The organism is Thalassobaculum sp., assembly GCF_040219215.1.
GTDB lineage: Bacteria > Pseudomonadota > Alphaproteobacteria > Thalassobaculales > Thalassobaculaceae > Thalassobaculum_A.
Window position 1 is genome coordinate 144,637 of the sequence record NZ_JAVJSX010000012.1, and the last position, 16,762, is coordinate 161,398.

The 16,762-nt window shown below is 65.9% G+C and carries 18 protein-coding genes; 15 read left to right on the forward strand and 3 right to left on the reverse strand.

Annotated elements, in window-relative coordinates; genetic code table 11:
- Positions 1-25 precede the first annotated feature (25 nt).
- From RIC54_RS11655 to ychF, 5 genes are all read left to right on the forward strand, one after another.
- Positions 26-649 (forward strand): hypothetical protein, encoded by a 624-nt coding sequence (locus RIC54_RS11655; RefSeq protein WP_350097185.1) that lies wholly within the window; start codon positions 26-28, stop codon positions 647-649.
- A gap of 120 nt (positions 650-769) precedes the next feature.
- Positions 770-1,717 (forward strand): ribose-phosphate pyrophosphokinase, encoded by a 948-nt coding sequence (locus tag RIC54_RS11660; RefSeq protein WP_350151038.1) that lies wholly within the window; start codon positions 770-772, stop codon positions 1,715-1,717.
- Between the two features lie 116 nt (positions 1,718-1,833).
- The gene (locus tag RIC54_RS11665; protein ID WP_350097188.1) at positions 1,834-2,469 is read left to right on the forward strand and encodes a 50S ribosomal protein L25/general stress protein Ctc; all 636 of its coding nucleotides are present in this window, start codon (positions 1,834-1,836) and stop codon (positions 2,467-2,469) included.
- 99 nt (positions 2,470-2,568) lie between these two features.
- Positions 2,569-3,216, forward strand: a complete 648-nt coding sequence (pth, locus tag RIC54_RS11670) for an aminoacyl-tRNA hydrolase (RefSeq protein ID WP_350097190.1) — start codon at positions 2,569-2,571, stop codon at positions 3,214-3,216.
- Positions 3,217-3,220: 4 nt separating this feature from the next.
- Complete coding sequence (ychF, locus tag RIC54_RS11675) at positions 3,221-4,324, forward strand: redox-regulated ATPase YchF (RefSeq protein WP_350097192.1); 1,104 nt, start codon at positions 3,221-3,223, stop codon at positions 4,322-4,324.
- A gap of 15 nt (positions 4,325-4,339) precedes the next feature.
- On the opposite strand, the gene RIC54_RS11680 is transcribed toward ychF, so the two are convergent.
- Positions 4,340-5,212 carry a transglutaminase family protein gene (locus RIC54_RS11680; protein WP_350097194.1) on the reverse strand — a complete coding sequence of 291 codons (873 nt, stop codon included), beginning with the start codon at positions 5,210-5,212 and terminating at the stop codon, positions 4,340-4,342.
- Positions 5,213-5,357: 145 nt separating this feature from the next.
- Here RIC54_RS11680 and RIC54_RS11685 point away from each other — a divergent pair, with 145 nt between their 5' ends.
- The 8 genes from RIC54_RS11685 to RIC54_RS11720 all read left to right on the forward strand — a co-directional run bounded on the left by RIC54_RS11685 (position 5,358) and on the right by RIC54_RS11720 (position 12,251).
- Complete coding sequence (locus RIC54_RS11685; protein ID WP_350097196.1) at positions 5,358-5,930, forward strand: helix-turn-helix domain-containing protein; 573 nt, start codon at positions 5,358-5,360, stop codon at positions 5,928-5,930.
- A gap of 5 nt (positions 5,931-5,935) precedes the next feature.
- Positions 5,936-6,472: a GNAT family N-acetyltransferase gene (locus RIC54_RS11690; protein WP_350097198.1), complete on the forward strand. Its 537-nt coding sequence runs from the start codon at positions 5,936-5,938 to the stop codon at positions 6,470-6,472.
- A gap of 2 nt (positions 6,473-6,474) precedes the next feature.
- A complete protein-coding gene (locus RIC54_RS11695) occupies positions 6,475-6,930 on the forward strand; it encodes a DMT family transporter (RefSeq protein WP_350097200.1) in 456 nt (151 codons plus the stop codon).
- 111 nt (positions 6,931-7,041) lie between these two features.
- Entirely contained in the window at positions 7,042-7,710 is a 669-nt protein-coding gene (locus tag RIC54_RS11700; protein WP_350097202.1) for a dienelactone hydrolase family protein, read from the forward strand.
- A gap of 122 nt (positions 7,711-7,832) precedes the next feature.
- Positions 7,833-8,807 (forward strand): Bug family tripartite tricarboxylate transporter substrate binding protein, encoded by a 975-nt coding sequence (locus RIC54_RS11705; protein ID WP_350097204.1) that lies wholly within the window; start codon positions 7,833-7,835, stop codon positions 8,805-8,807.
- A 44-nt stretch (positions 8,808-8,851) separates the two neighbouring features.
- Complete coding sequence (locus tag RIC54_RS11710) at positions 8,852-9,328, forward strand: tripartite tricarboxylate transporter TctB family protein (protein ID WP_350097206.1); 477 nt, start codon at positions 8,852-8,854, stop codon at positions 9,326-9,328.
- A gap of 10 nt (positions 9,329-9,338) precedes the next feature.
- Positions 9,339-10,844: a tripartite tricarboxylate transporter permease gene (locus RIC54_RS11715; protein ID WP_350097208.1), complete on the forward strand. Its 1,506-nt coding sequence runs from the start codon at positions 9,339-9,341 to the stop codon at positions 10,842-10,844.
- A 39-nt stretch (positions 10,845-10,883) separates the two neighbouring features.
- A complete protein-coding gene (locus RIC54_RS11720) occupies positions 10,884-12,251 on the forward strand; it encodes a serine hydrolase domain-containing protein (protein ID WP_350097210.1) in 1,368 nt (455 codons plus the stop codon).
- Between the two features lie 13 nt (positions 12,252-12,264).
- Here RIC54_RS11720 and RIC54_RS11725 read toward each other — a convergent pair whose 3' ends face one another.
- Entirely contained in the window at positions 12,265-12,390 is a 126-nt protein-coding gene (locus RIC54_RS11725) for a hypothetical protein (protein ID WP_350097212.1), read from the reverse strand.
- A 182-nt stretch (positions 12,391-12,572) separates the two neighbouring features.
- On the opposite strand from RIC54_RS11725, the gene RIC54_RS11730 reads away from it, so the two are divergent.
- Positions 12,573-13,460, forward strand: coding sequence for a CmcJ/NvfI family oxidoreductase (locus tag RIC54_RS11730; protein ID WP_350097214.1), 888 nt, complete (start codon positions 12,573-12,575; stop codon positions 13,458-13,460).
- Positions 13,461-13,667: 207 nt separating this feature from the next.
- Positions 13,668-15,746 carry a PAS domain-containing sensor histidine kinase gene (locus RIC54_RS11735; RefSeq protein WP_350097216.1) on the forward strand — a complete coding sequence of 693 codons (2,079 nt, stop codon included), beginning with the start codon at positions 13,668-13,670 and terminating at the stop codon, positions 15,744-15,746.
- A 112-nt stretch (positions 15,747-15,858) separates the two neighbouring features.
- On the opposite strand, the gene RIC54_RS11740 is transcribed toward RIC54_RS11735, so the two are convergent.
- Complete coding sequence (locus tag RIC54_RS11740) at positions 15,859-16,617, reverse strand: hypothetical protein (RefSeq protein WP_007673298.1); 759 nt, start codon at positions 16,615-16,617, stop codon at positions 15,859-15,861.
- Between the last annotated feature and the right edge of the window lie 145 nt (positions 16,618-16,762).

The following is a 16,762-nucleotide window of genomic DNA, read 5'->3' on the forward strand; positions in this document are numbered from 1 at the left end:
CTCTCGCGCACGCAATATGTCTGACATGACCGACGCCCCCGATCATGCGGCGCGCGACGCGCTACTAGACGCCGCCCTCGACTTGGCCGCCGAACACGGCTGGCGGTCCGTTTCCGCGGCGGATGTCGTATCGCGAGCCGGTAGCGACCTGAAGGCCCTGGGCGGGTGCGGTCCGTTCCGGGCACGGCTTCTCGGCGCGCTGGCCGAGCGGACCGACCGCAAGATGCGCGACGGGCTCGATGACGACGCCCGCGACACCTCCCTTCCCGTGCGGGACCGGCTGTTCGAGGCGCTGATGGCCCGCCTTGATGCATTGTCGGAGCACCGGGCCGGGACTCTGGCCATGCTACGCGGTGTGCCGTTCGATCCGCCCAGCGCGGTTGCCGCCATCCCGCTGCTCGGCCGCTCGATGGCCCGCACGCTGCAAGCAGTCGGCGAATCGCCGCTGCCGCCGTTCGGTCCGCTGAAGGTGAAAGGCCTGTCGTGGGTCTGGCTCGCAACCCTGCGGGCATGGACCAAGGACGACAGCTCGGACATGTCCGTCACCATGAAGGCGCTGGACACCGCACTGGCCCGCGCCGAGGAGGCTGCCAACTCGTTCCTGCCGGGTGGACGGCGCCGGGCCTCTCCCTCCGCACCGGAGGGTTGAACAGGTCATTTTTGTTACTTCCGGCTTGCGGGCCGGGTTGCCGGCCGGTTAAGTTCCGGCGCGCTTTTGACGGAACGCTGTTCCGCCACCGGGCGTGACGCCCACCAATCTGGTTCGCGCATGTCCCTTCGTGATCCCAAAATTCTGGCCTGCAACAGCAACCGCCCGCTGGCAGAGGCCATTGCCGCCTACCTGAACCTGCCAATGACCAAGGCCGACATCCGCCGGTTCTCGGACATGGAGGTTTTCGTCGAGATCCAGGAGAACATCCGCGGCGAGGATGTGTTCGTCGTGCAGTCGACGAGCCACCCGGCGAACGACAACCTGATGGAGCTCTTGGTCACCCTTGACGCGCTGCGGCGCAGCTCGGCCCGACGGGTGACGGCGGTCATTCCGTACTACGGCTACGCCCGCCAGGATCGCAAATCCGGCCCGCGCACGCCGATCTCGGCCAAGCTGGTCGCCAACCTGATCACCAAGGCCGGTGCCGACCGGGTGCTGACCATCGACCTGCACGCCGGCCAGATCCAAGGCTTCTTCGACATCCCGACCGACAACCTGTTCGCCGCGCCGGTGTTCATCGACGACATCAAGGCACGTTACGGCGACGAGCCGCTGGTCATCGTATCGCCCGATGTCGGCGGCGTGGTGCGCGCCCGCGCCATCGCCAGGCGGATCGACGCCGATCTGGCGATCATCGACAAGCGGCGCGAGCGGGCCGGTGTATCGGAAGTGATGAACATCATCGGCGACGTGGACGGCCGGCGCTGCGTGCTGGTCGACGATATCGTCGATTCCGGCGGCACGCTGTGCAATGCCGCCGAAGCGCTGATCGAAGCCGGCGCCACCTCGGCCGACGCCTACATCACCCACGGCGTGCTGTCGGGCGGCGCCGTGGCACGGGTCAGCTCCTCGCCGCTGTCGTCGCTGGTGACCACGGATTCGATCCAGGCGACCGCCGCCGTGCGGGTCGCCCGCAACATCCGGCAGCTCACAATCGCGCCGCTGCTCGGCGAAGCAATCCGCCGGATCAGCGAAGAGCGGTCGGTCTCCAGCCTGTTCAATTAAGCGGGTGCGCCAAGGCTGGCGGCACATAAGGCTGGCCATGGCGGTGGATTCAGTCTAGAAACCGCGCCCGTCGCCCGGCACCCCTGGAGGCCGGGCCTTACACAGGAGAGACGCCAATGTCGGAAGTTTCGACACTGGGCGCCAGCGTACGCGACCGGGCCGGTAAGGGGTCCGCCCGGGCCGCGCGACGCGAGGGGCTCGTTCCCGCCGTAATCTACGGCGACAAGCAAGATCCGGTTTCCATCAACCTGACTCTGCGGGAGCTGGAAAAGCTCCTGACGAAGCCGGGTTTCTTCTCGCACCTGCTCGACATCGATGTCGCCGGCACCAAGCACCGTGTGCTGCCGCGCGACCTGCAGCAGCATCCGGTTTCGGACAAGCCGCTGCACGTCGACTTCCTGCGGGTGTCGGCGTCGAGCGAACTGACGGTCGACGTGCCGGTCGAGTTCGAGAACGACGAGGCGAGTCCGGGCCTGCGTCGCGGCGGCGTGCTGAACGTCGTGCGCCACTCGGTCGAGGTCTACTGCCGCGCCGACAGCATCCCGGAGAAGATCACCATCGATCTCACCGGCCTGCAGATCGGTGATTCGGTTCACATCTCGGCGGTTACTCTCCCGGAAGGCGTGCGGCCGACCATCGAGGACCGCGACTTCACGATCGCCACGATCGCGGCACCGACGCTCAAGGCCGACGATGCCGACGAGGACGACGGCGGCGAGGACGGCGGCGAGGACGAGGACGAGGAGGAGTAATCCTCCATCGATCGTACCTGATCCTGGATACTGCCCGGGGGGATCGTCGTTGCGATCCCCCCGGTGCCGTTCCGGCATCCGCTACCGTGGGAGAGTGCGATGCTGCTGTTCGTGGGTCTCGGCAATCCGGGACCGTCCTACGAAGGCAACCGCCACAACATCGGCTTCATGGCGATCGAGGAGATCGCCCGGGTCTATGGCTTCGGCCCGTGGCGGGCTCGATTCCAGGGGTTGGCCGCGGAAGGCCACATCGCCGGCGGCAAGGTCCTGGCGTTGAAGCCGCTCACCTACATGAACGAGTCCGGTCGGTCGGTCGGCGAGGCTGCGCGCTTCTTCAAGCTCGAGCCCAAGTCGGTGTGCGTGTTCTACGACGAACTCGACCTGGTGCCCGGAAAAGTGCGGGTCAAGACCGGCGGCGGTGCCGGCGGCCATAACGGCATCCGCAGCATCGACCGGCACCTCGGCAATGATTTCCAGCGGATCCGCCTCGGCATCGGCCATCCCGGCGACAAGGCAAAGGTCCATGGTTATGTGCTGTCGGATTTCTCCAAGGCCGAGCGCACCTCCTGGCTGCCGACCCTGCTGGACGCGGTGGCACGAGAGGCGCCGGCCCTGCTGGCCCGCGATGAAGGCCGGTTCATGAGCCGGGTCACGCACGCGGTGTTCCCCCCGCCGCCCAAACCCGTTAAACCCAGCCCGCCGGCCGCAGCCACGGCCGAGCCCCCACTTTCCGAAGACGGAGCGTAAGCCGATGGGCTTCAACTGCGGCATCGTCGGTCTGCCGAACGTCGGCAAGTCGACCCTGTTCAACGCCCTGACGGCGACCGCCGCGGCCGAGGCCGCGAACTACCCGTTCTGCACGATCGAGCCGAACACCGGCCGGGTGGCGGTGCCCGATCCGCGGCTCGACACCCTGGCGCGGATCGCCAAGTCGGCGAAGATCCTGCCGACCCAGATCGAGTTCGTGGACATCGCCGGCCTGGTGCGCGGCGCCAGCAAGGGTGAGGGCCTGGGCAACCAGTTCCTGGCCAACATCCGCGAGGTCGACGCCGTCATCCACGTGCTGCGCTGCTTCGAGGGCGAGGTCACCCACGTCGAGGGTTCGGTCGACCCAATCCGCGACGCCGAGACCGTCGACACCGAGCTGATGCTGGCCGACCTCGACAGCCTGGAAAAGCGCATCCCGGCGCTGGAGAAGCGCATCCGCGGCCAGGACAAGGAAGCCAAGGAGCTGCTGCCGATTGCCACCCGGGTGGTCGAGTTGCTCCGCGACGGCAAGCCGGCCCGCACGCTGCTGCCGAAACTGGACGCCGACGAACGCCGCCTGCTGCGGCTGCTGCAGCTGCTGACCGCCAAGCCGGTGCTGTACGTCTGCAACGTCGAGGAGGAAAACGCGGCCGTCGGCAACGCGCTGTCCGAGAAGGTCGCGGCCCTGGCCGCCGAACAGGGCACCGAGGCGGTGGTGATCTCGGCAGCCATCGAATCCGAGATCGCCCAGTTGTCCGACCCGGCGGACAAGGCCGAGTTCCTGGAGACGCTTGGGCTTGAGGAACCGGGCCTCGCCCGCCTGATCCGCGCCGGCTACCGGCTGCTCGACCTGCTGACCTTCTTCACGGTCGGCCCCAAGGAAGCGCGGGCCTGGACGGTGCGCCGCGGTGCCAAGGCCCCAGAGGCGGCAGGCGAGATCCACACCGACTTCCAGCGCGGCTTCATCCGGGCGGAGACCATCGCCTACGCCGATTTCGAGGCCTGCAACGGCGAGAATGGGGCCAAGGAAGCCGGCAAGATGCGGGTGGAAGGCGCCGAGTACCCGGTGAAGGATGGCGACGTCTTCCACTTCCGCTTCAACGTCTGAAGGCGGCCTCCGCGCTCAACCGTCGGCAACGGTAACGTCGACCTCGACCACCATCTCCTGGAACGCGTCGGTCATGCCGACGAAGCTGCCCGACACCGGCATCGCATGGCGGATGTCACGGGCGACGGCGACCGGGATCAGGTTGAAGCCGCCGACGCTGCGATTGGTCGGATCGAAGGTGATCCAGCCCGCCCCCGGGACATAGACCTCGGCCCAGGCATGGGTCGACCCGCGGTCGGTTGAGCCGGTCAGGTGTCGGTCCGGGTTGTAGAGGTAGCCCGAGACGATGCGGGCGCCGAAGCCCAGGCTGCGCGCCGCTTCCACGAACAGCACCGCGAAGTCCCGGCACGAGCCCCAGCCGCGATCCAGGGTCTGGAGCGGTGCCTGGGTGCCCTCGTCCTCCCGGCTCTGGTAGCTGATCCAGCCTGTGATCCCGGTGCTGAGATCCTTGAGCAGGGCCAGCGTGTCGGTGGAGTCGCCGCGCACGAACGCTTGCGCCCAGGCCTGCAGTCGGTTGTCCGGGTCACTTTCCTGCTGCACCGCCAGCGCGCCCAGGTCGGTCCATTCGTCGTCGGAGTACCGGAACGGGTAGCGGATCGCCGAGGCGGCGATGCCGAAGACCGGCCATGCGGTGGCGTTCAGCTCGAGTTCGGTCACGCTGACGATCCGAAGGTGATCGGTCATCACCGGGAAGCCCGCAGTCGCGACGGCGTTGCCGAAGACGTCGTTTGCCCATGTCACCGTCCCCTCGGGCGTCACCACGACCTCACTGGAGATCAGGCGCAGGTCCCGGCTTTCCCGAGGCCGCAGCATCAGTCGATGCGGGCCGAGGCTGACCAACTCGCGGTACCGGTAGGTCGTACGGTGCTCGATCCTGATCCTGGTCAACAGGCCACCTTGCGTCTCGTCGCCAAGCCCTCGGGCAACAGTGCGCCCTGGGCGGCGGCTGGTGAGTGAGCGGAAGCCGAGATTAGCACGATGCACCGTCATAACCGACTTGACGAACTTCCGAAAACGGGATTATTTCTCATATATGGGAAACACTCTCTTCGACGATACGTCGGTCGACCAGCGGATCGCCCAGCGCCTCAAGGGCCTGCGCGCCGAACGCGGATGGTCTCTCGACCAGCTCGCCGCCCGAAGCGCCATCAGCCGGGCCACCCTGTCCCGACTGGAGAACGCCGAGGTCAGCCCGACCGCCAACGTGCTCGGCAAGCTGTGCGCGGTCTATGGCCTGACCATGTCGCGGCTGATGCACCTGGTGGAGGGCGAGTTTCCCGCGCTCGTTCGCGGCGAAGCGCAGGCGGTGTGGAGCGACCCGGAAATCGGGTTCCGGCGCCGGTCGGTGTCGCCACCGGCCCAGACCCTGGCTGCCGAGGCGCTGGAGTGTGAGATCGATCCAAGCACGCGCATCACCTACGACGAACCGCCGCGACCCGGGCTGGAGCACCACCTGCTGATGGTCGATGGAAAACTGGCCGTCACGGTCGGTGGCCAGACCCATGACCTGCGCCCCGGCGACTGCCTGCGCTACCAGCTGTTCGGTCCCAGCGCCTTCGCCACTCCCGACGACAGCGGCGCCCGCTACTTCCTGTTCATGGTGTAAGGCACATGACCGACGACACGCGAACCGCCGTCGCGATCTTCTCCGACCACGAGATTGCCGACCACCTCGGCGAGTTGGGGGAACTCCTCCACGCCTGCGTCCACAACGGCGCCAGCATCGGCTATGTCCTGCCGTTCTCCACCGAGGACGGCGAGGCATTCTGGCGCGACAAGGTGCTGCCCGCGGTGCGGAGCGGATCCCGCCTGCTGCTGGTCGCGCGCAAGGGCGGACGGATCGCCGGGTCGGTACAGCTGGACTACGACACGCCGCCGAACCAGCCGCACCGCGCGGAGGTCCGCAAGCTGCTGGTCCATCCGGACTTCCGCCGCCAGGGCCTGTCGCGGTTGCTGATGGCCGAGTTGGAGCGGCATGCCGGCGGGCTGAAGCGCCACCTGCTCACCCTGGACACCCGCACCGGCGATGCCGCCGAGCCGCTGTACGTCTCACTGGGCTACCAGACCGTCGGGATCATTCCGGGGTACTGCCGGGACCCGTTCGCCGACCAGCTCGACCCGACGACAATCATGTACAAGGCGTTGTGACCATGCCCACCTTCGCCCTGGTCCTGCTGGCGCTGCTCGCCGGTGGCCTGCTCTCGGCGCAGGGCCCTATCCTCGCCCGGTTGGCGCAGTACGCCGGCGGCCCGGTCCAGGCGGCGATCGTGGCGTTCAGCATCGGCCTCGTAGCCCTCCTTGCGGTTTGCATCCTGTCCGGCGGTGCGCTGCCACGACCGGTCGGAATCGTCCGCATGCCGATCTGGGTCTGGGCCGGCGGGCTGATCGGGACCAGCCTGCTGGTACTGACCCTGTACGCGGTGCCGCGCATCGGCGTGACCGCCTTTGCCGCCGCCGTGGTCTGCGGCCAGTTGATTGCCGCGCTGGCCTACGATCATTTCGGGGCGTTCGGCCTGGAACTGCGGCGCGTCGGTCCGCGCGACGTGGCGGGCGTGGTGTTCCTGCTTGCGGGGCTGGCGCTGATCACCGGTCACCAGCGAAGCTGAGTGCCGGCCAACAAACGCCGCACGGCCCGTGCGGCCTCTTCATCCGACCGACCATCTGTGCCACTTTCCCGTCCGATCGATCTCAACCGCGACACATCGGGAGAAGCCGCCATGGCCGATACGCTGAAGCTGACCGCCGAGGACGGGCATGAGTTCGCAGCCTATCTGGCCCAGCCGGAGGGCCGGCCGAAGGGCGGCGTGGTGGTCATCCAGGAAATCTTCGGCGTGAACTCGCACATGCGCTCGGTCGCCGACGACTACGCGGCCCAAGGCTACCTCGCGATCGCGCCGGCACTGTTCGACCGGGTCCGCCCGGGCATCGAGCTTGGCTACACGGAAGACGACGTCACCGAAGGACGCGAGATCCGTGGCCGGGTGCGCAACGAGGACGCGCTCCTCGACATCGCTGCCGCGTCGAACGCCGTGAAGTCGGCAGGGCGGATCGCCGCCGTCGGCTACTGCTGGGGCGGCACCCTGGCGTGGCTCACCGCGACGCGACTGTCCGGCTTTACAGCGATCGCCTCGTACTACGGTGGCGGAATCGGCGGGTTCGCGACCGAAACCCCGCACTGCCCGGTCATCCTGCACTTTGGCGAGAAAGACCACGCCATCCCGCTGACCGAGGTCGATGCGGTCCGCAAGGCCCATCCGGAACTGCCGGTTCACGTCTATCCAGCCGGACACGGCTTCAACTGCGACCAGCGCGGCAGCTTCGAGCCGAAGAGTGCCGAGATCGCCCGCGAGCGCACCCTGGCATTCTTCGCCAAGCAGCTCGGCTGACCTCGATACGATCGATTGATGACACTTCGTCGTGTCACCATGTCATCATATCTATGGGTCATCTGAAAATTAGTGGTCTAGCCTCCTATCTAATTCAGAACACTTTGGGAGGAAGTTCCACAATGAAACGTCTACTATCCAGTGCGCTCGCCGGCGTCGCGCTCGCGAGCGTCGCGCTGTTTGGAACAGTGGCAAAAGCCGAGTACCCGGAACGGCCGATTACCGTGATCGTGCCGTGGGGCGCCGGCGGCGGCACCGATGCCACGGGTCGTATGATCGCCAAGATCATGCAGGACGAACTCGGCGTGCCGGTCAACGTCGTCAACCGCACCGGCGGCAGCGGCGTGGTCGGCCACCAGGCGATCGCCACCGCCAAGCCGGACGGCTACACAATCGGCATCGTCACCGTCGAGATCGCGATGATGCACTGGGTCGGCCTGACCGACCTCGACTACACCGCATACACCCCGATCGCGCTGTACAACGCCGACCCGGCCGGCGTGTCGGTCACGGCGGACTCCAAGTTCACCAACGTCAAGGAGATCCTTGACGCGGCCAAGGCTAATCCCGGCAAGATGAAGGGCTCCGGCACCGGCCAGGGCGGCATCTGGCATTTGGCGCTGGCCGGGATGCTGGTGGATGCCGGCCTCGATCCGAACTCGGTTCCGTGGGTGCCGTCGCAGGGCGCCGCTCCGGCGCTTGCCGACCTGGCAGCCGGCGGCGTCGACGTGGTGACCGCTTCGGTGGTCGAGACCCGGGCGCTGAAGGAAGCCGGCAAGGTCAAGGTGCTGGCCGTGATGGCGGATGAGCGCCTGCCGGCGTTCCCGGACGTCCCGACCCTGAAGGAAGCCGGCGGCCCTGACTGGAAGACGGCCGCCTGGCGCACCGTCGCCGCTCCGAAGGGCCTGCCGAAGCCGATCCAGGACAAGCTCGGTGCGACCATCGAGAAGGTCTACAAGAGCCAGGAGTTCCAGGACTTCATGGCGAGCCGAGGCTTTGGCTTGACCTGGGCGGACGCCGCCGGCCTGGCGAAGCATTACGAAGAGGCCGACGCCAGCTTCGGCAAGGTCCTGAAGGCCGTCGGTCTGGCCAAGTAGGCCGCGAGCGACATACGTACGACTGACACACCCCGGGTGACGTAATGCGGTTCAACGACGCGATCATCGGCCTTGTGCTCATCATTTTCGCGTTGGTCGCCGGCTACGCCACCCGGGATTTCCCGCAGATCCCCGGCCAGTCCTATGGGGCGGCGCTGTTTCCCCGCCTGCTGTGTGTCGGGTTCATAGTCTGCGGGCTGCTGCTGATCGCCTCCGGCACGCGGCAACGCGCCGCCGCCGGCTTGTGGGTCGACCTTGACGACTGGGCGACGACGTTCTCCGGCCCGCTGACCCTGGTCCTCACCATCGGTGGCATCGTCTTCTACATCCTGGTGTCGGAATGGCTGGGGTTCATCCCGACCGCCTTCCTGATGACCGCTTCCCTGCTGCTGCGCCTGCGTGGTCGCTGGATCAGTTCGCTCGCTATCGCCGCCGTGGTCACGATGGTGATCCACCAAATCTTCTACCGGCTGTTGCTCGTACCGCTCCCCTGGGGCGTGCTTGAGCCGCTGGTGTTCTGAGGCCCGGTTCATGGACGCTTTCCTGCTGGCGCTGCCGCTGGTGTTTCAGCCCCACGTTCTCGCCGTCATGGCGATGGCGGCTGTTTTCGGCCTGTTCGTAGGCTCGGTGCCCGGCCTGACCGCGACGATGGCGACCGCGCTGCTGGTGCCACTGACCTTCTTCATGGATCCGGTGCCGGCAATCGCCGCCATGGTCACGGCGACCGCCATGGCAATCTTCGCCGGTGACATCCCCGGCGCCCTGCTGCGGGTTCCCGGAACGCCTGCGTCGGCCGCCTACGCCGCCGAAGCCTTCGCCATGACCCAGAAGGGCCTGGCTGAACGCGCGCTCGGCACCAGCCTGGTCGGCTCGGCGATCGGCGGCATGTTCGGCACCGTCGTCCTGGTACTATCAGCGCCGCAGCTTGCCGAGGTCGCGCTGCAGTTCACCCAGTTCGAATACTTCTGGCTCGCCTGCCTGGGCTTGAGCTGCGCGGTGTTCGTGTCCACCGCCTCGCCAGTCAAAGGCACCGTGTCGCTGCTGATCGGTCTGATGCTGGCCACCGTCGGGATCGACATCACCGCCGGCCATCCGCGCTATACCTTCGGCATTCCGGACCTTCTGGGCGGGGTGGCCTTCATCCCGGCCATGATCGGCATGTTCGCGGTCGCCGAGATCCTGCGCAACGTGGTGTCGACCAGGGTGATCGAGCCGCCGAAGCTGGAGCATCTGTTCCGCGTGTTCCACGGTCTCGGCGGCGTGTTCAAGCGCTACTGGCGGGGCCTGGTCCGCGGCAGCGTTCTCGGCACCGCAGTCGGCATCCTGCCCGGCGCCGGCGGCGACATCGCCGCCTGGGTCGCCTATGCCCTCAGCAAGAAACTGTCGAAGGAACCGGAGAAGTTCGGCACCGGGCACGTCGAGGGCATCGTCGACGCCGGTGCGGCGAACAACGGCGCCCTCAGCGGCGCCTGGGTTCCCGCCCTGGTGTTCGGCATTCCCGGTGACTCGATCACTGCCATCGTGATCGGCGTGCTGTACGTGAAGGGCATGAATCCCGGACCGACCGTGTTTCTCCAGAACCCGGAGCTGATCTACGGGGTGTTCATCACGTTCTTCCTGGCCAACATCGTACTGGTCCCGTTCGGCTTTGCCGCAATCGGGCTTGCCCGGCACATCCTGCGGATCCCCCGCACCATCGTGTGGCCGATCGTCCTGCTGTTCTCGATGGTCGGCGCCTACGCCATCGACAACAGCCTGTTCGGCATCGTGGTCATGCTGACCGTCGGGGTGCTGGCGTTCCTGATGGAGGAGAACGGCTTCCCGGTGGCGCCGGCGATCCTCGGCCTCGTGCTCGGCCCGATGCTGGAAGGCAACTTCATGACCGCCATGATCAAGGCCGACGGCAACCTGCTCGGCTTCTTCGAACGACCGATCGCCGCCGCCCTCGGGGCCATCACGCTCCTGCTGTGGTCGACCCCGCTGATCATGATGGCGCTGCGCCGTGCCCGGATGCGTTCAGCAAGCGAACGTGGTTAGACTGCCGCCGCAACTTGATCCGCGGCGGAAGGAACGGCGATGGACGGCTGGCTTAAGGCGGCACTCGGCTACATTCCCGACTGGCTTGAACACCAGCTAAGGGTAACCGAGCAGCCGGGCTGCGCCATCGCCATCGCCCATCGTGGCGAGATCGTCCTGGAACGGGCGTTCGGCCATGCCAACCTGTCGTCCGGCGAGGCCCTGACACCGCGGCACCGGCTGCGCGTCGCCTCGCACTCCAAGAGCTTCACCTCGGCGGGCATCCTGAAGCTGCGGGAAGCCGGCCGGCTGCGGCTCGACGATCCGGTCGGGCGCTACGTCGACGGGCTGCACCCCGATGTCGCGGCCGCGACCATCGCCCAGGTTCTGTCGCACAGCGCCGGGCTGATCCGCGACGGTCTCGATGCCGGTCAGTGGCAGGATCGACGCCCGTACCTGAACGAAAGCGAGCTGCGGGCCGCCCTTGCCGAGGCCCCGATCCTGCCAGCGAGCACCCGGTTCAAGTACTCCAATCATGGCTTCGGCCTGCTGGGCCTTGTCATTCAGGCAGTCGCCGGCGAGCCGTACCGCCAGTGGATCCAGCGCGAGATCGTCACCGCATCGGGCCTGGAGGAAACCGTGCCGGACATGCCGGTACCGGACGGCACATCGTTCGCGCGTGGGCACAGCGGCAAGCTGCCGCTTGGCCGCCGGGTGGTGGTACCCGGCGACAACGACACGATGGCGCTGAGTTCGGCGACCGGCTTCGTCTCGACCGCCGGGGACCTCGCCCGGTTCTTTGCCAGCCTGGACCCCGAAACGGAGCGCAGCGTGCTGTCGCCAGAGAGCCGTCGCGAGATGGTCCGAAAGCACTGGCACGAGCCTCATTCAAGTCTTGGCCGGCACTACGGCCTGGGCCTGACCCTCGGGCAGGTCGGCGACTGGGAATGGTTCGGGCACGGCGGCGGCTTCCAAAGTTGCATCAGCCGGACTGCCGCCCTGCCCGGCCGGGAACTTGTCGTCTCGATCCTGACCAACGCGGTCGACGGCTTGGCGCATCCCTGGTCGGACGGCGCCATTCGGCTGCTTCGCGAGTTCGAGAAGCGCGGCGCCCCCAGCGATAGCGCTCTCGACTGGACCGGCCGCTGGTGGACGTTGTGGGCCGCGATCGACCTGGTACCCGCCGGCGATCATGTCGTCGTCGCCACGCCGGGAACCGCCAGCCCGTTCCTTGACGCCAGCGAGATCGCGGTCACCGGACCGGATCAGGGGACCATCCGGCTGGCCGGCGGATTCGCCAATCACGGCGAAGGCGCCCGGCTGGTTCGCGGCGGCGATGGCAAGGTCAGCGAGCTGTGGCTCGGCGGCACCAAGTTCCTGCCGGAGGCCGTGCTGTCGGATGAGTTGCGACAACGCTACGGCAGCTGAAACGTCGACGGGCCTAACCCACCGCCGGCTCCTTGGCCGGCGGGCGAGCCAACAGGCTCGAGGCCGCCGGAGTGGTGGCGTAGTCGACCATCCCGAACACCGCCGCGAACAGGAACAGCAGGTTGGCGTCGTTGCCCACCTGCATCACCAGTACGACGCTGAATAAGCTCGCCGAGGCCGCCACCGGTTGTAGCCTGCAACATGAATTTCATTCATGTCGACCTGAACCGAACTCGTTGGAATCCCACCACCGCTATCGCCAATTCTTCGTCATCGATCATTGCCGGTCACCGGCCGGCTGCGACAACGAGGAAGTGAGCCATGAGCGTACAGACAGCGAACCGGGCCACCCCTGCCCCGGCCTCCGGGCTTTCGAGCCGCTCTGCATTCGCCGGCGTCGAGGCCGCGCTGACCTTCATCACGCCGTCGGACACCAAGCCGGTGTTCCAGAGCTCGGCGTTCACCGGTGGAGCGCCGCGGGTGTTCTTCGAGACCGAACACCACACTGTGCCGATCCGCGACATGCGTCCGATCGCCGGATCGCTGTCCCTGGACCGCGAAGGCTTCGAGCTGCTCCGCCACGAGACCACGGTCCAGGATCTGTACGACGATGCGGCTATCGAGGGGCCGTACTACCGCGAGATCGAGGCGATGCTGCGCAACGCCCTGGGCGCCAGCAAGGTCGTGATCTTCGACGCGACCCGGCGGTCCGACAACGGCCCCGGCGCCGCCAATCCCGACGGCGCGCGCGGCCCGGCCGCCCGGGTGCATGTCGACTACACCGAGAAGAGTGGCCCCCAGCGGGTCAAGGACCTGCTGGGCGAGGACGAGGCCGAGCGTCTGGCGCAGAACGGCGCCCGTATCATCCAGATCAATGTCTGGCGTCCGATCCGCGGCCCGGTCGAACGCTCACCCCTGGCGCTGGCCGATGCGTCCAGCGTCCCGTCGGAAGATCTGGTCGCCACCGACCAGGTGTTTCCGAACCGGGTCGGCGAGATCTACCATCTGGCCCACAACCCGGAGCACCGCTGGTACTACGCGCCGTGGATGACCGCTGACGAAGTGCTGCTGATAAAGGGGTGGGACAGCCTGAACGACGGTCGTGCCCGGTTTACCCCGCACGGCGCCTTCAACCAGCCGGACACGCCGGCCACCGCGGCTCCGCGGGAAAGCATCGAGGTCCGGACACTGGTGATCATCGAGAACTGATCGCTACGCCCTGATGCCCCGCCTCGGTCAGCCGACGACCGGGGCGGGGTGCTGTATGGATGGCCCGTCGAGAGGCCCAGGATCAAAGCATCGGCCCGTTAACCATATGCGCTAACGAATTCTCTAAGAATACGCGGTACCTCAGTGCTGACGGTATGATGCCGAGGCGCCGCAACGAGAGAGTTCACGCCTGTGTCTATTTCGGCCATGCGCTCGAAGAAGAACGGCGAATCACGCAGCGTTTCTCGGCGACGTCTTTCTTTTCCAGTGTTCGGCATCGCGTCCCTGGCGCTAAGCGTCATCGGCTTCGTTCTGGTTCTTGTCTACGTCAATTCAGGAGTATCGGAGCGCGCGGCCGCGACCTGCCAAGCCAGCATCCGGCTGGCGTCGGAGCACTTGCTTCGGGTGACCGAGAACACCGACCGCATGCTTCGGGGGGTCTCGACATGGCTGCGGTTGAACCCCGAGGCGGATTTTCGCACCGATAAGACGCTGCTGGCGTTGGCCACAGTGATGAATGTCGACCCCAACGAGACATTCGCCTTCGCCGTCATCGACTCAAGCGGCGATGCCTGGCTGCTCGACGAGACGCTCGCCGGACGCCCGTTCGACATCACCAGCCGTCCCTACTTCCCGTCCATCGCATCCGCCGAGATCGGGCGGATCGCCTATGGCCCAAGGACCACCAACGCGAACACCGGCAGCGATACCCTCCCGGTGTTTCTCAAGACCCGGCACGGTGGCCAGAGCATTACGGTCTCGACCGCGATCTCCGCCACTCGGATCGATACGGTTCTCAGGGATCTCACGCGATCCGATCAGTTCTCGACATCGATCGTCAGGAATGACGAAGCCGTGTTCTCGTCAGGACACGCTACTCACCGGCCCCCCGTCGGCCCCCGCTATGAAAAATGGCTGGCTGGCCGGACCGAAAGCGATGTCCGGGACGTGTTCGTTCAAGACAAACTCGACTCAGTCGACTGCGCGCAGACGATACCGCACCTGCCATTTGTCACCATCGCCCGGGTCGACAAGATCAGCGTGCTCGACCATTGGTTTCTCTACCTTATCGGTGTGGCGACACTGACGGTAATTACCGGTGGACTTGCGGTTTGGTCCACTCGGACGATCGGAAAGCTGCTCAGCGAGCTCGAGCACGAACATAGCGCGTTGCAGAAGAACGAACGTCTCCTGAGCGCAACATTTCATCATGCCGGAGTCGGGATCGCGAATATTGGACTGGATGGAAAGTTCTTGATGGTCAACGAGCGGTTCTCAAAGATCGTCGACCATGAACCATCTTCACTTCTGTCGATGTCGTTCGACGACATCACGCACCCCGAAGATCGCGCCGCCAGCCATAAAGGCGTGCGGGATTTGCTGAATGGAGTGCGACGCACCTACGTCGCGGAAAAACGGTACATTGGATCTCATGGCGACATTGTCTGGACCCAACTGACGGGTGCATTGCTCACCAAAGAGGACGGCAGCCCGGACTACTTCATTTCGGTGATCGAAGATATTTCCGATCGCCGCCGAGCTCAGGAGAGCCTTCGGCTGGCGTTGGTCGATGCTGAACGCGCCAACCAAGCGAAGTCGGAGTTTCTGGCCACCATCAGCCACGAGTTCCGGACACCGCTCAATGCGATTTCCGGATTCTCCGAGATGCTCGCCTGCCGTTACTTCGGGGACCTCGGTTCGCCGAAGTATGAAGAATATGCCCACAACATCTGGTCCAGCAGCCAACATCTCCTGCAACTCGTCAACGCCACTCTCGACCTGTCGAGTGCCGAAGCCGGCAATCCGGCGCTGACCATCGAGCCGGTGGATATCGCCGAGATCGTCGACGACTGCGTTCGCAGCCTCACCGTCGAGTTCGAGCGAGTCGGAATCACGACGTCGGTCAGCGTTCAACCTGACCGCCCACCCCTGCACGCCGATGCCGGTGCTATCCGTCAGATCTTGCTGAATTTGCTGTCCAACGCCGTCAAGGCGACACCGTCGGGCGGATCGATCTCCGTCCGGGTCGAAGCGAACTCTGACAAACACGTCCTGGTCGTCAGCGATACCGGGATGGGGGTGCCCGAGCATCTTGTGGACCGTATGACCGACCCGTTTACCGTCATCGGCGGCAACGCCTACCATTCCCGCGACGGCAAGGGCCTCGGCCTGGCAATCGTCAAGTCGCTGGTCCAACGTCACCGCGGCGACCTGAGGATCGAGAGCCGCATGGGCGAAGGCCTTACGGTCACCTTTGAGCTCCCGTCATCGTCGCTAGCACCGTAGCCGCACGGCATCGGTCCTGGTCGCGATCGAACCTGATTTCGGCGCCCTGGCACCCCGCCCCGATCTATCGATGCCCGAGGCGGGGTGGCAGAGATGGACGGCGTCCGATGATCTAGGCCGCCACGGTCCGGGACGCATTGTCGCCGGACGCGTCAAACAAGGTCAGACCCTTGTCCATGAACGCCAGAGCATCGTGGACGATCATTAAGGGCGGGTGGTAGCCGAACCACATCGGGACGTCGGCGCCACGGTGATGCCAGACGATGCCCGGCTCCAGGATCGACAACCGATAACGCTGGCCGACGCCTTTGCGCATCACCGCCTCGGGCATCATCGCGAACACATGATCGACGCCCCAGCACTCGACGGCGATCGCCCGGCCGAGCAGCGGCAGAAGCGGAACCAGCGTGCGGCTCAGCGGCGTGCCGCGATGATGCTTGGACACCCAGATCCCGCCCGAGAATCCGACCATCCCCCGCATCGCGTCAAACCACTGGTGCGCACCGGGGCTTTCAATGCGCAAATGATCGTCGGACCCGTCAAAGTATAGTCCCGGCCCTTCCATCACATCGGCCATGGTCGGGTGCGCATCGAACAACCCACACGCATAGGTGCCGATCTTCTGACCCTGGTACTTGACGATGATGCATGTGCCCCGCGAGGCACGAGTAAAGCGATTGTCGTAAGCACCGAACGTGTAGCCGCCATCCCGATCCACCTGACCGAAGGCCTGGAAATCTCCGTGGACCGACAGCGTCACGGCATAGGTGTCGGCGAGGCTGACCCGCGCTTGCCGCAACAGCTTACGCAGCAGGTATGACCCTTCGCGCTCGATGTCGGTCTTGCGGATGACAGGTGTCTGGTGTTTCATCGAATTTCCTCCGTTAGTTGTCACCTCCATTGGTGATCCCTCACTTTACGGGGGAGTGATCCGAAACGACGATTCGTCGATTGGTGGTTGCGGGAACGACCGTCGCGTTTTCGGACCACAACGTCCTTGGACCCGCCGCAGAAGG

Excerpts from the sequence above, each read along its gene's own strand:
- RIC54_RS11655 (WP_350097185.1), top strand. The coding sequence starts at position 26 with ATGACCGACGCCCCCGATCATGCGGCGCGCGACGCGCTACTAGACGCC.
- RIC54_RS11660 (WP_350151038.1), top strand. The coding sequence starts at position 770 with ATGTCCCTTCGTGATCCCAAAATTCTGGCCTGCAACAGCAACCGCCCG.
- RIC54_RS11665 (WP_350097188.1), top strand. The coding sequence starts at position 1,834 with ATGTCGGAAGTTTCGACACTGGGCGCCAGCGTACGCGACCGGGCCGGT.
- pth (WP_350097190.1), top strand. The coding sequence starts at position 2,569 with ATGCTGCTGTTCGTGGGTCTCGGCAATCCGGGACCGTCCTACGAAGGC.
- ychF (WP_350097192.1), top strand. The coding sequence starts at position 3,221 with ATGGGCTTCAACTGCGGCATCGTCGGTCTGCCGAACGTCGGCAAGTCG.
- RIC54_RS11685 (WP_350097196.1), top strand. The coding sequence starts at position 5,358 with ATGGGAAACACTCTCTTCGACGATACGTCGGTCGACCAGCGGATCGCC.
- RIC54_RS11690 (WP_350097198.1), top strand. The coding sequence starts at position 5,936 with ATGACCGACGACACGCGAACCGCCGTCGCGATCTTCTCCGACCACGAG.
- RIC54_RS11695 (WP_350097200.1), top strand. The coding sequence starts at position 6,475 with ATGCCCACCTTCGCCCTGGTCCTGCTGGCGCTGCTCGCCGGTGGCCTG.
- RIC54_RS11700 (WP_350097202.1), top strand. The coding sequence starts at position 7,042 with ATGGCCGATACGCTGAAGCTGACCGCCGAGGACGGGCATGAGTTCGCA.
- RIC54_RS11705 (WP_350097204.1), top strand. The coding sequence starts at position 7,833 with ATGAAACGTCTACTATCCAGTGCGCTCGCCGGCGTCGCGCTCGCGAGC.
- RIC54_RS11710 (WP_350097206.1), top strand. The coding sequence starts at position 8,852 with ATGCGGTTCAACGACGCGATCATCGGCCTTGTGCTCATCATTTTCGCG.
- RIC54_RS11715 (WP_350097208.1), top strand. The coding sequence starts at position 9,339 with ATGGACGCTTTCCTGCTGGCGCTGCCGCTGGTGTTTCAGCCCCACGTT.
- RIC54_RS11720 (WP_350097210.1), top strand. The coding sequence starts at position 10,884 with ATGGACGGCTGGCTTAAGGCGGCACTCGGCTACATTCCCGACTGGCTT.
- RIC54_RS11730 (WP_350097214.1), top strand. The coding sequence starts at position 12,573 with ATGAGCGTACAGACAGCGAACCGGGCCACCCCTGCCCCGGCCTCCGGG.
- RIC54_RS11735 (WP_350097216.1), top strand. The coding sequence starts at position 13,668 with ATGCGCTCGAAGAAGAACGGCGAATCACGCAGCGTTTCTCGGCGACGT.
- RIC54_RS11740 (WP_007673298.1), bottom strand. The coding sequence starts at position 16,617 with ATGAAACACCAGACACCTGTCATCCGCAAGACCGACATCGAGCGCGAA.